Here is a 12,150-nt window from a genome sequence, read left to right on the forward strand (position 1 = left end):
AAAGGTTTCCCCTCTCCCCTTCCCCCGATTCTTCCCTACGCCACGCAGTCCGCGGTAGCGCCGGATTCGGTGCGGGAGAAGATGCAGAACCGGGAGCGGTCCCGGTCGTTGCCGATGAAGGCCACGAGGTCGCCGGGTTCGAGGACGTAGGCGGCGTCGGGGTTGGTCTTGAGTTGGCCGTCGCGGACCACGCCGACGATGGACGCGCCGGTGGCCTTGCGGACGTTGCTCTCGCCGATGGTTTTCCCGGCCAGGGGGCTCTCGGCGGGGACCTTGATCCATTGCAGGTCGAACTGCTGCTCCGCGCCCCGGAACTGGATGAGTTCGCGGTAATCGTCCGACGAGTCGGACAACACGGAATAAAACTCCTGGCGGATGCGGTCCGTGTGCCGCTGAATCTCCACGGGCGACTCGCCCAGGCGCAGGAGGGACTGGCGGGACATTTCCAGGCTGGCTTCGAGTTCCGGGAGCACGGCCTCGTCCGCGCCCAGCTCCTTCATGTCGTGGAGGTGGTCGCGGGTGGTGGACCGGGCGATGATGTCCAGGCCGGGGTGGTCGTGCCGGGCGTTCCGGATGATGGCCCGGATGGTCACCAGGTCGGGCACGGTGACGATGAGCTGGGCCGCCTGCCGCAGTCCGGCGGCTTCGAGGACGATTTCCTGGCTGGCGTCACCGTAGACCGCCGGGATGCCCGCTTTCTTGGCCTGCTCGAACCGCCGGTGGTCCAGTTCCACGACCACATGGGTCAGGCCGAACCGCTTGAGGACCTGGGCGATCTCCAGCCCCACCCGGCCCGCGCCGAGGATAATCACGTGGCCGCTCACTCCCTGGCTGGGCATGTTGGACGACTCGAGCGCCTCGTGGGAGAACCGGCGCTTGCGCAGGGCGTAAAGCCGCGCGGTCTGGCCGGAGATGATCGGGGTCAGGACCATGGAGATGATGGTCACGGTCATGATCATGGAATAGAGCTCGCGCGGGATGGACCCGGTGGACAGCCCGAGCCGGGCCAGGACAAAGGCGAATTCACCGACCTGGAACAGGCCGAGCCCCACGGCCAGGGGCACGACGTTGCGGTAGCGGAAGACCTTGGCGACCACGGTGAAGATGAGCCCCTTGCCCACGCAGAGCACGACCAGCAGCCAGAATATCCGGCTGAAGTGCTCCACCAGGTACATGGGGTTGAAGAGCATGCCCACCGAGGAAAAGAAGAGCAGCCCGAAGATGTCGCGCAGAGGGATGATGTCGGACAGGGCCTGGTGGCCGAAGTCCGACTCGGACAGGACCATGCCGGCCACGAACGCGCCGAAGGCGAAGGACAGCCCGGCCAAGTAGGTGACGTAGCCCACGCCCAGGCCGATGGCCGCGATGGCCAGGAGAAAGAGCTCACGCGAGCCGAGCTGGGCGATGCGGGCCATGAGCCAGGGCAGCAGGCGCGTACCGAGCAGGATCATGGAGGCCAGGAACACGGCGGCCTTGATCAGGGCGAAGCCGAGCTTGGGCAGGCCGACCACCGGGTCGTTCAGCTCGGGCAGGACGATCATCATGGGCACCACGGCCAGGTCCTGGACGATGAGCATGCCGATCATCACCTTGGAGGACAGGGTGCCGAGCCAGCCCTGGTTCATCAGGGTCTTGAGGATGACCATGGTGCTGGAAAAGGAGGCCAGGGCGCCCAGCCACAGGGAGGACTTCCAGTCAAACCCCATGTAATGGCCTATGGCGAAGCCGAGCGCCATGGTCAGGAGCATCTGTATGGGCGTGCCGATGAGGGCCACCCACTTCACCGGCTTCAGGTCCTTGAAGGAGAATTCGAGGCCCAGGGCGAACAGGAGGAGCGCGATGCCGATCTCGGCCAGCAGCTCGATCTCGTGCGCCCCGGACACGGTCAGCCCGCCGGTGTAGGGCCCCAGCAACACCCCGGACAGGATGTAGCCGAGGATGATCGGCTGGCCCACCCGCTGGGCCGCCAGGCCGCAGAAGAAGGCGAAGACGATGATCAGGATGATGTCCGTGGCAAGGCCCATGGTCAGGTCCACCTCGTGTTAGTGTGTTGCGCGCGGGCCGCCAAGCCCCCTGTCGACGGGGCGACGGCAGGCCGCCCCGTTGGCGCGGACTTTTACCATAAAGCGTATCCCCGCCGGAATCCAGATGAAAAGGATTCCGGAAGCTTTCTCCGCAACATCCTTTTTTCATTGCCTTTAGTTTTCACAATCCCCTCACCGAGCCACCGCACGGGGCATCCCCAGGCACACCGCCCGGGCCGCCTGACAAGCCGGTCCGGACCGCCTCTACAGGCCAATTGCTACATTTTTGTATACACTTTATTTCAAATATGTACGGAAACGCACAATTGTAGGCATGGACAACAATCTATTCTATTGAAATATTTGGATTCTACCATATGGCACGGTGTATGCTTTCTTGGACATAAATACCTAAACAAGGCGTACCCGATGCAGATCACCTACCGACCCATAGGCTATTTCCACACCCCGCACAAAAACACCACGGGCATGCCCATCCAGCCCTCCGGAGCCAAGGGGATCAAGGGGACCATCAAGGTCCTGCCCGAGTTCCGCGAGGGCATCCGGGACATCGAGGGCTTCTCGCACCTGATCATCCTCTACCATCTGCACGAGATATGCGGCCAGGAACTGACCGTGATCCCCTTCCTGGACAAGAACCCCCACGGCATCTTCGCCACCCGGTCGCCCAAGCGGCCCAACCCGGTGGGGCTGTCGGTCATGTCCCTGTGCGGGGTCTCGGACGAGGGCATCATCCTGAACAACGTGGATGTGCTCGACGGCACGCCGGTCATCGACATCAAGCCCTACGTCCCGGACTTCGACGTCTGGCCCGCCGACCGCGTAGGCTGGTTCGAGGGCAAATCGGGCAACGCGACCACCCGGCGCAGCGACGACCGGTTCGCGGCCTGCTCCCTGGAGGAGACCGGAAGCTAGACGTATTTCCCGGCAACGGCATCCCGAAGCGCTCGCGGCCCCAAGGCCCGTGCCCGGTCGACCGATGCACAACCCCATGTGAGGTGAAACATGGCACTCTTCGTTCTCCTGCACGACGCATTCCAGGGCGGCTGGGTCTGGCGCCAGGCGGCCCTTGAACTCCGCGACCTCGGCCACGAGGTCCACACCCCGAGCTACGCCGGACGGACCCTGCCCTTCGGATCGGAGAACGCGGACAGCCCCGCGCAGACCGCCCTGGACAACCTGGTCCGCTATTTCGAGGCCGAGGACCTGTCCGGCGCGACCGTCGTCTGCTCGGGCTGGTCCGGCCTGCTCGGCCCGGCCCTGGCCGACGCTCTGCCCTCGGCCGTGCACAGCCTGGTCTTTTGGGACGCCGTGGTGCCCGAACCCGGCAAGAGTTTCATGGAGGTCTGCCCCGCTTCCCTGGCCGAGGCCATCGACGGCAACAACGAATCCACAGAAGTCGCGCCCTTCGTGTCCGGCCCGCTTTCCTGGCTGGAACACGGCGAGGAGTCCACCTCACTCCTGGCACCCTTCCCCCGGCGGGCGTTCACCGAGCCCTACGCCGGGCCGACGCGCAGCCGCTGGCCCAGGCCCCTGTTCGTCCACTCCCCGGAAGAGGACGCGCCCGGCTCGCCCTTCGGCCGCGAAACGGTCGAACAGTGGGGCATGCCGTGGTTCGAACTGAACATGTACGAGTATCCGCTCCTGGCCCGGGCGCAGGAACTGGCCCGCCTCCTGGTGGACCAGGCCGCGCCCGGCGCCTCGCGCAACGTCAACGGCTGCGCCCGCAACACCATGCCGCACGAGATGCGCATGCAATATTGTACGCATTACCGCAGACGCCACGAAATGGCCGTGGCCTTTGACGGAATAGACGCCTGACGGGGGGCTACCTCCTCCTACCCGTCGGCACGGCGGCCCACGCCACCCGGGCCGCCATCCTCGTCACCGTCCGCGCCGGAAGCCGCACCCTTGTCCGGCGCGGACGGGTCGTCGGGGGTACTCCCGCCTACTGTTCCTTCTTGAAGATGATCAACGGGCAGTTCTTGCACACGTCCGCGCCGGGGAACCCGTCGCCGGGCCGAGTGATGGAGCTGCTGCCCGCCTCGATCCGATCCATGAGCCGGTCGAAGACCGCGCCGAACTTCTTGCCGGGGATGATCACGTTGATCTCGCCGCGCTCGGTCTTACCCGCGTTGTAGCTGCCGGAACAGGCCGGGAGCATGTTGAACTCCTGGGACGTGAAGGTGCTGACGTTGCCGCCGCAGGCCGAGGAATTCATGGTGATGGTCGGGCGCAGGGGATGGGTATCCGTGGCCGCCATGTAATCCACGGCCAGGTGGTAGGCCTGCATGTTGTCACAGTAAAAGTGCACGGTGTCCGGCTCGTAGAGCCCGTCCACCGCGCCCAGCGGGGCCACGGCGATGCCGAGCAGCCCCTCGGGCAGCCTCGCCTTGGAGCGCACGAACCGCTCGGCCTGGTCCAGGTCCTTGGTGTACTTGGCGTGGCCCTTGATCTCGGCGTCGTCGATGTCCTTCCAGCCGAAGCTGTACTTGGCGTTGCCGCAGCCCAGCCCGGCCTCGCCGGAGTACACGATCTGGCCCTTCATGCGCGCGCCCAGCTCCCACTGGCAGAAGGTCATGGGTTTGACCGGGGCGTAGATCTCCGGGGCCGCCTCGTGGAAGGCGTCCAGTTCGGCCTGGTCGTAGAAAAACTTGACCGCCACGGGATAGTGATAGAGGCGCAGCTCGCGCATCAGTACTTCCTGCATTTCCTTGTACGACATGGTGTCCTCCTCGCGGACTGAATGTTGTGGACGACGCCGGCCCCGGCACGGGCCGGGGTCGGCAACTCACCGCTATGGGCCGGATGGACCGGGGTCAAGCGGAAGGCGTGTTGTGAAATACCGCACACCGCATTATGCTCAAATAAGCATAATAGAGGGTGTCCGACAAAAATTATTGCGCCGTTTTTTCACAAGCCGCAAGAGCGTCACGAAAACAGGGGAGTTGCGGGCCCCCGGGGCGGCCGGGATCGCGGAGATGTCGGGGAAAAGGAAGGTTGGCGACGAAGCCTCCCGCTGGGGGGCGGGAGGCTTCGTCTCCGGTTCGGTACGCGGGTCAGCGCAGGATAAGCATGGATGAGGAGGCGTGATTAACCAACGCATTGACCCTTTTGGAGTGAAATAGACGCTGCAGGGGGGACTTGTGCTTGAGCCACAGGGCCATGAGGTCGTCCTTGCGGCCGGATTCGATGAAGGTTTCCAGCGAGTCCTCGTCCACCACCCGGATCAGGGCGTGGACGTCGCGCTTCAGGTAGTAGTCCAGGACCTCGCCCATCTTGGCCTCGACCTCCTCGCGCAGCTCGCCCTTCTTGAGCACGCCGACCACTTCGAGCCCGGCGGCGTAGATGGTCACCCACTGGTTGATCAGCTCGAGCGACTCCTGGGAGATGTCGGCATGGTCCAGGCAGCAGACCACGCGCGAGGTGGCCGGTTCCTCGCGGATGACGAAGACCGAACAGTCGGCGGCGTCGGCCACGCGGCCGGGCACGTCCGAGCCCCGGCCCCAGCCGCCCTCGTGCTGGCCGCAACCGAGGATGACCAGGTCGCAGCCTTCGGCCTGTGCCTCGCTGGTAATGGCCTTGACCGGGTCGCCGTCGCGCAGGTGGAGCTTGAAGGTCTTGCGGCCCGAGAGGTCCTGTTCCAGGACCTTGTCCTCCCGGCGGACAAAGGGCGCGTCCGCCCGATCGCTGTACAGGTCCACGTCCGGCCCCAGGGCGTCGAGGAAGTCGGCGCGGTAGCGGCTCAGCAACCGCAGGCGGGGGTGGGCGTGGGCCGGGTCCAGTTCCTCTTCGGCGATGTAGGCGCGGTTCTTTTCGATGGCCAGCATAACCACGTCGGCCCAGGTGTTGGCCGCCAGACGGGCGGCCTGGCGCACGGCATACCGGCTGTAGGCGTTTTCATCCACGGCGACGAGTATCTTCATGTCAACTCTCCCTTGGTACGGTTACCAGCAAATGAGGATGGGGCTGGAGACCAGTCCCAGGACCTCGGTCAGGGGCGACTTGCGGTTGGACTTGCGGTCCATGTGGGCCACGATCATGCCATAGTCGCCCAGGCTGCGCGCGGCGGTCTCGGGCGCGCCGAGCAGGGTGAAGGCCCGGGCCGGCGTATAGCCGAGCTTGCCGAGCAGTTCCGCCCCCTCGCTCAAGAGTTCGTCAGGGTGCGGGTCCTGGTGCAGGTCGTCCATGGCGTAGGCGCACAGATCGAAATCCACGGCCCGCCCGCCGAACAGGTGGTGGAACCGGGCGACCAGGGAGTCCACGTCCGTCTTCTCGTCCAGGACCAGGGCCAGCCGGTCGGACTGGATCATGTTGCGGACCAGCAGGACCGGGCACGGCATCTGGCGATAGAGCTTGGAGCGCAGCCGCTTGCGGAACGCACCGGTGTTGAAGTTGGCCACCTCGCCTTCCACGAAGAAATCATATCCGCCGAGGCGAAGCTCCTCGAGCAGGGTGTCCTCCCTGTCGCCCACGCGGACGATCGGGTTGGGCAGGATGAAGCAGTCGAGCTTCTCGCTGTTCAGGATGCGCTGCACCTCCTCGAGCCCGGCCTGGCGCAGTCCCGATTCCCAGGAGCGGCGAATCCAACCGGTTTCCGAGGAGTGCGGCTTGTGGTCCGGTTCCTCCACATGCACGGGCTGCACGGCGATGCCGAGCAGTTCCGCCTTCCGGCACAGGTATCGCAGGGCCACATTGGACGCCAACGTCATTTCCACGGGGACAAGAGCTTTCAGCATGTCCATGGGCGCACCTCGCTTTTTGTATGGTTCATGAAAAAATCCTATTCCTTCCCTTCTTTGCCGAGGCGGATGTGTTCCTCGGCCTTTCTGATGACTTCCTGGATTTCGCCGAGCTTGAACGGCTTGGCCAGGAAATCGAACACGCCCTTGCGCATGGATTCCTTGGCCGTGTCCATGGTGGCGAACCCGGTGATGACGATGACTTCGGTGCGCGGGGAGAGCTTTTTCACCTCGGCCAGGAACTGCATGCCGTCGATGCCTTCCATCTTCAGGTCGGTGACGACGATGTCGAAGCTCCGCTCCCGGATGCGGACCATGGCCTGGGCACTTTCGTAGAAACTCTCCACCTCGTACCCCTTTTTTTCCAGGGCGGGCTGGAGCCGCTTGCTGACGATGGGTTCGTCGTCGAGAATGAGAATACTGGTCTTCGATGTGGCGGTCATACTGCCAACCTCCAATAGCTAATTGCCCATCGCCTCTTCAGCGATGTGTTCAAATTCCTGACAATGCTCGAAAATCCTTGAGTCACTGACCATGGAGACGTCCAACTGGCGGGTGTAGGCCACCAGCAGGCCGAGGATGCGCATGAGCCGCCCGAGGTCACGGGCCATCCACCCCTTGGCGCGGGCCACCACCAGGTCGTCCTTGACGGTCACCGAAAAATCGAACCCCTTGAGCACCTCGGACAGGAAGCGCGCCCTGCGGGAGCGGCGCACCGCCCCGGTCACCCCGCCCGCAAAACGGAACTGTACGCTGTTGCGCGAGTCGTCCTCGCTCCGGTAGCAGTCGATCAGGGTGAAGTGGTAGCCGAGCTTGAGGCTCAGGTGCAGGTAGCGGTCCGAGACCACGGCCAGGTTCTGGCCCATGCGCTTGACCCCGGCCGAGTCGGCCGAAAACGTCCGGGTCATGCTCGACATGAAGCTGGAAAAGTCCACGGGCACGGGATTGGACTGCCAGACGCCCTCCAGGGTCACGCCGTCGATGAAGGCGCGCAGGGTCTCGGAGCGGACCTGCTCCGGACGGATGGTCCGCCGGCGGCTCGGCTTGTCCCCCTCCCCGGCGCAGTCGTCGGTCAGGCCGCCGCCGATGTCCAGGACCACCAGGTCCATGGGCACCGGAAGCTCCAGCCGCCCGCCGGGGCAGGCCTCGCTCGCCCCGGAGGTGGTCGGGATCTCGGTCAGGATCTCCACGGCCTTCTCGTGGATGAACCGGGCGATGTCGTGCAAGGTCCGGCACCCCTGGGGGGTGAAATTGTTCTCTTCCGGGTCCACCAGATAGAGCGGCTCGATGAGCTTGAGCATGCGCCGCAGGAGGCGGTACTCGTAGGTCTCCTCCATGCGGTCGCTCATGAAGTCGTGCATGCGCAGCTCGCGGACCAGCCCCTGGTAGACGGTCTTCTGCTCGGCGTCCAGGGTGACCACGTCGCCCTCCTTGAGGACCAGCGTGGCCCGGCTGGCGTTGAGCAGCGCGGGCACCCGGTACTCGCGGGCGATGGTCGCCATGTGCCCGAGGGGCGAACCGATGTCCGTGACCACGCCCGAGGCCTTAGGCAGGACTGCGGCGTACTGGGGCGAGGACAGGTGGGCCACCAGGACCGCGCCCACGGGAAACTCCTCCAGATCGCGCCCCTCCCAGGCCACGAAGACCGGGCCCGAGGCCACGCCCTGCTGGGCCACGTCGCCCTCGCCGCTGAGGAGCACGGGATATCCCTTGAGCACGTCGCTCAGGGCCGGGGACTGCGGGTCGTCGCTTGCCTCGATGCGCAGGGGCCGGGACTGGAGCACGATCAGCGCCCCGGTCTGGTCGAAGGCGAACTCGATGTCCTGGGGCTTCTTGAAATACTGTTCCAGGCGGATGGCCGTGTCGGCCAGCAGCCTGACTTCCTCGGGCGACAGACTGGGCGCGTCGCGCAGCGGTTCGTCCACGTCCTCGGTGGTCACCGACCCCTCGGGGCCGGGGCGCATGGCCGTGGGCTTGTGGGCCACGCTCTGCAGGAGCAAGGCGTGTTCCGGCTCGCGGGAGACCACGAAGCGGTCCACCTCCACCTCGCCGGAGACCACCGGGGAGCCGAGCCCCCAGGTGGCGGCAATCTCGATGCCGCTCTCGCCGCGCCTGACCGGGGACAGGGAGTAGACCACGCCGCTGGTCCGGGCCTCGACCATGGCCTGCACGGACACGGCCATGAAGACCTCGTTGGGCTTGAAGTCGTACTCGCGCCGGTACTCCATGGCCGCCGGGGAATAGGTGGACGCCAGGACCTTGCGGTAGGCATCGTGCAGGTCCTCGGGCCGGACGTTCAGAAAGCTGTCGTACTGCCCGGCGAACGAGAGGTCGCCGTCCTCGCCCCAGGCCGAACTGCGCACGGACAGGCGCAGGCTGCCCTCTCCCGCGCCCCGGCGCAGGGTCTCGAGTTCGCGGCCCATGGCCCGGCGCACGCGCGGCGGGATGGACCCGGCCAGGATGCGCGAGCGGATCTTGCCCGAGGCCTCCTGCACGGTCATCTCCCCGTTGCGCCAGGCCCCTTCCAGGCGGAGAATCTCGTCCTCGATGTCGTTGAGTTCCATGAACAGCCGGTAGGCCGAGGTCGTCACCGCGAAACCGGACGGCACGGTCCCGGCCGAGGCCTTGGCGATCATGACCAACCGGGTGGACTTGGCCCCGGCCGCGTCCATGTCCTTGAGGCGGATGTCCGAAAACGGCATGGCCATGACGTCGGGCAGCACCGGACGGCGCTCCAGCTCGCTCTCCAGCTTGTGCCGGATGTCGCGGAATGAGGAGTAGAGATCGGGATACCGGCCGGGAGCCATGGCGTCGAAGGCGTCGATGAGCTCCCGGACGGTGTCCACGATGAATTGCTTGGACGAGCGCAGGTACTGCACGTCGAAGATGTAGTCCCCGCCCAGCTTGTCGTGCATGGAGGCGATGGCCGTGAGGATGCGGTTGTTCAGCTCGAGCACCTGCTGGAACTGCCGAAACAGGGCGGCCAGGGAAATGCGTTCCCTGCGCCGCCTGCGCAGCAGCCTGGTGCGGATATGGTCGAGCAACCCGAACATGGCCTGTACCTCCGCCCTAGTGGGCGCCTCCCCGTTCCTTGAAGATCAGGCTCATGAGCAACCCGGCCAGGATGGCGATGATCACGGCGGCCACTCCGTAGAGCAGCGAGTGGTCGAAGGCCAGCTTGGACAGGAAGGCGGGCAGGCCGGTCAGCTTGGTGTGCAGCTCCTCGGCGGCCATGTCCACGATCTTGCCGTCCTTCACGGCCAGGACCTCGACCCGGTACACGCCCTGGTGCATGGCCGAGGGGATGGCCAGCTCGGCCCGGAAGGTGCGCATGTCGCCCTCTTCGCCGGTGTACTGGATAACGCCGTTCTCCACCCGGTAGAAGTCGTCCTCTTCCATGAGCTTGATGAACTCGTCATAGATCCAGTCTTCCGTATCGCCCTTGACCGAACGGAAGGCAAGGTCCGAGTGCTCCCAGTCCACGCGGGAGGAGCCGTCGGTGCCCACCAGGAAGACGTCGGGTACGCCCCGGATCTCCACGGCGCCGAGGTTCATCCACAGCAGGCCCAAGGCCTTGCCCTTCTTCTTGAAGGTCTTGTTGCGCGGCTCGCCGAGCAGGCGGATGACCGCGGACGTGCCCTGGGGCACCTCGCCGGTGACGGTCACCTGGGTCCCGTTGAATCCGGTGCCGATGGTCACCAGGTTGGGCCGGATGGTCATGCTCACCGGGGCGGCGGCAAAAGCCGGGCAGGACAGGAACAGGGCGGCCAGCAGGGCCGCGCAGATGTATGCGATCTTCTTCATGACTAGTGACCTCCGGCGATGGCCAGCAGCACGTCGGGTGTGACCAGCAGGTTGAGCAGCATCTTGACCATGACGGCCAGGACCAGGGTGGCCAGCAGGATCTTGAGCTGTTCGCCCTTGAGCTTGCGGCTGATGCGGGTGCCGAACTGCGCGCCCAGGGTGGAGCCGAGCAGGAGCAGGACCGCCAGGACGAAGTCCACGGTGTGGTTGGTGTAGGACTGCAGGATGGTCACGTTGATGCAGGTGAACAGGATCTGGAACAGGCTGGTGCCGACGACCACGTGCATGGGCATGCGCAGCAGGTAGACCATGATCGGAACCATGATGAAGCCGCCACCCACGCCCATGATGGCCGCGAGCACGCCCACCAGGACGCCGAGCACCAGGGGCATGAGCATGGACAGGCGCACCCCGGACTTGACGAAGTCGGTCTGAAAGGGAAGCGCTTCCATCATGGCCGCATAGCGCGATTTCTTGACCGGCTTGGCCGGGGCGTCGGCCTCGGGGGCCTTCTTGCGCAGGCTCTGGACCGACTCGATGAACATGTAGGAGCCCACGCCGCCGAGCATGAGCACGTAGGTGATGTTGATCAGGAAGTCCGCGTTGCCCATGGCCCGCAGGACCTTGATCACCTGGACGCCGCCGAAGCCGCCGAGCACGCCGCCGATGAGCAGCAGGAAACCCATCTTGAAGTCCACGTTGCCCAGCCGGTAGTGGGCCAGGCAGCCCGAGGTGGACGCGCCCACGATCTGGTTGGAATCGGAGGCCGCGGCCACGGTCGGTGGAATGCCGAACATGATCAGAAGCGGCGTCATCAGGAACCCGCCGCCGACACCGAAGATGCCGGAAAGCAGGCCGACGAACCCTCCCAGGGCGAATACCAGGAACACGTTGACGCTGTTCCCGGCGATGGGAAGATACATATGAAACATCGATACTCCTCCACTAGGTTGAATTCCATCTTCAGGCCCAAGCCCGCGGCCGGGCAGGACCCGAGCCGGCTTGCGCCGTCCGCCTCGCCCCCTACGGGAGGCGGACTCACTTGCGCTTGCCGTGCGCGGACACCTTCTGCACCACCTCCACCTCGCAGCGGGTGGTGGTGTTCACCGCATCGATCACCTTCATCAGTTTCGAGTAGAGCGACTGGCGGCCCGACGGAGGGGCGCCGATGAAGAGCTTGGTCACGGCGTTTTCGCGGATGAACCTCGGGATTTCCTCTTCCATCCGGCCGCGGACCACGTAGTAATCGAGGCGGGTGCCCTCGGATCTCCCCTCGGCAAGGATCGATTCCAGGCGTTTCTCGGGTGAGCCTATCCACTCCTCGTCGTCCCCGGCCCCGCCTTCGAATTCCTCGTCCACCACCAGGAGGATGGAGACGTTGACGGCCATGCGCCGGGTCAGCCCCATGGCGTAGTACGCCAGCCACAGGCTCGATTCCGATTTGTCCACTACGATCAATACATTCTTCATTTTTTCCTTCCGTCGCCCCCCTATGAGCAAGGCCGGTGCCAAGACCTATTCGGCAAGGAATATGTTAACCGATCAATATATCAGGAATT

General features: G+C 65.0%; 11 protein-coding genes. 2 read left to right on the forward strand and 9 right to left on the reverse strand.

Annotated elements, in window-relative coordinates:
- Positions 1-35: 35 nt before the first annotated feature.
- Positions 36-2,024, reverse strand: coding sequence for a cation:proton antiporter (locus V8V93_RS17180; RefSeq protein ID WP_338667856.1), 1,989 nt, complete (start codon positions 2,022-2,024; stop codon positions 36-38).
- Between the two features lie 429 nt (positions 2,025-2,453).
- Between V8V93_RS17180 and tsaA the strand changes: the two genes are divergently transcribed.
- Both tsaA and V8V93_RS17190 read left to right on the forward strand, forming a co-directional pair.
- The gene (tsaA, locus tag V8V93_RS17185; protein WP_338667857.1) at positions 2,454-2,960 is read left to right on the forward strand and encodes a tRNA (N6-threonylcarbamoyladenosine(37)-N6)-methyltransferase TrmO; all 507 of its coding nucleotides are present in this window, start codon (positions 2,454-2,456) and stop codon (positions 2,958-2,960) included.
- A 90-nt stretch (positions 2,961-3,050) separates the two neighbouring features.
- Positions 3,051-3,866: an alpha/beta fold hydrolase gene (locus tag V8V93_RS17190; protein WP_338667858.1), complete on the forward strand. Its 816-nt coding sequence runs from the start codon at positions 3,051-3,053 to the stop codon at positions 3,864-3,866.
- A 127-nt stretch (positions 3,867-3,993) separates the two neighbouring features.
- Here V8V93_RS17190 and V8V93_RS17195 read toward each other — a convergent pair whose 3' ends face one another.
- The 8 genes from V8V93_RS17195 to V8V93_RS17230 form a co-directional block, all read right to left on the reverse strand.
- Complete coding sequence (locus V8V93_RS17195; protein ID WP_338667859.1) at positions 3,994-4,770, reverse strand: DUF169 domain-containing protein; 777 nt, start codon at positions 4,768-4,770, stop codon at positions 3,994-3,996.
- Positions 4,771-5,104: 334 nt separating this feature from the next.
- On the reverse strand, positions 5,105-5,971 hold the full coding sequence (locus V8V93_RS17200; RefSeq protein ID WP_338667861.1) for a universal stress protein: 867 nt from the start codon (positions 5,969-5,971) through the stop codon (positions 5,105-5,107).
- A gap of 21 nt (positions 5,972-5,992) precedes the next feature.
- Positions 5,993-6,790, reverse strand: coding sequence for a universal stress protein (locus V8V93_RS17205; RefSeq protein ID WP_338667862.1), 798 nt, complete (start codon positions 6,788-6,790; stop codon positions 5,993-5,995).
- A 38-nt stretch (positions 6,791-6,828) separates the two neighbouring features.
- The gene (locus tag V8V93_RS17210; protein WP_338667863.1) at positions 6,829-7,230 is read right to left on the reverse strand and encodes a response regulator; all 402 of its coding nucleotides are present in this window, start codon (positions 7,228-7,230) and stop codon (positions 6,829-6,831) included.
- Between the two features lie 18 nt (positions 7,231-7,248).
- Positions 7,249-9,840: a PEP/pyruvate-binding domain-containing protein gene (locus V8V93_RS17215; RefSeq protein WP_338667864.1), complete on the reverse strand. Its 2,592-nt coding sequence runs from the start codon at positions 9,838-9,840 to the stop codon at positions 7,249-7,251.
- 16 nt (positions 9,841-9,856) lie between these two features.
- On the reverse strand, positions 9,857-10,591 hold the full coding sequence (locus V8V93_RS17220; protein ID WP_338667865.1) for a TIGR02186 family protein: 735 nt from the start codon (positions 10,589-10,591) through the stop codon (positions 9,857-9,859).
- A 2-nt stretch (positions 10,592-10,593) separates the two neighbouring features.
- Entirely contained in the window at positions 10,594-11,523 is a 930-nt protein-coding gene (locus tag V8V93_RS17225) for a sulfite exporter TauE/SafE family protein (protein WP_071544437.1), read from the reverse strand.
- Between the two features lie 106 nt (positions 11,524-11,629).
- Positions 11,630-12,061, reverse strand: a complete 432-nt coding sequence (locus V8V93_RS17230; protein WP_338667866.1) for a universal stress protein — start codon at positions 12,059-12,061, stop codon at positions 11,630-11,632.
- Positions 12,062-12,150 lie beyond the last annotated feature (89 nt).

The organism is Pseudodesulfovibrio sp. 5S69, from assembly GCF_037094465.1.
GTDB classification, from domain to species: domain Bacteria; phylum Desulfobacterota; class Desulfovibrionia; order Desulfovibrionales; family Desulfovibrionaceae; genus Pseudodesulfovibrio; species Pseudodesulfovibrio methanolicus.

Coding starts and splice junctions, on each gene's coding strand:
- V8V93_RS17180 (WP_338667856.1), bottom strand. CDS start 2,024: ATGGGCCTTGCCACGGACATCATCCTGATCATCGTCTTCGCCTTCTTC.
- tsaA (WP_338667857.1), top strand. CDS start 2,454: ATGCAGATCACCTACCGACCCATAGGCTATTTCCACACCCCGCACAAA.
- V8V93_RS17190 (WP_338667858.1), top strand. CDS start 3,051: ATGGCACTCTTCGTTCTCCTGCACGACGCATTCCAGGGCGGCTGGGTC.
- V8V93_RS17195 (WP_338667859.1), bottom strand. CDS start 4,770: ATGTCGTACAAGGAAATGCAGGAAGTACTGATGCGCGAGCTGCGCCTC.
- V8V93_RS17200 (WP_338667861.1), bottom strand. CDS start 5,971: ATGAAGATACTCGTCGCCGTGGATGAAAACGCCTACAGCCGGTATGCC.
- V8V93_RS17205 (WP_338667862.1), bottom strand. CDS start 6,790: ATGGACATGCTGAAAGCTCTTGTCCCCGTGGAAATGACGTTGGCGTCC.
- V8V93_RS17210 (WP_338667863.1), bottom strand. CDS start 7,230: ATGACCGCCACATCGAAGACCAGTATTCTCATTCTCGACGACGAACCC.
- V8V93_RS17215 (WP_338667864.1), bottom strand. CDS start 9,840: ATGTTCGGGTTGCTCGACCATATCCGCACCAGGCTGCTGCGCAGGCGG.
- V8V93_RS17220 (WP_338667865.1), bottom strand. CDS start 10,591: ATGAAGAAGATCGCATACATCTGCGCGGCCCTGCTGGCCGCCCTGTTC.
- V8V93_RS17225 (WP_071544437.1), bottom strand. CDS start 11,523: ATGTTTCATATGTATCTTCCCATCGCCGGGAACAGCGTCAACGTGTTC.
- V8V93_RS17230 (WP_338667866.1), bottom strand. CDS start 12,061: ATGAAGAATGTATTGATCGTAGTGGACAAATCGGAATCGAGCCTGTGG.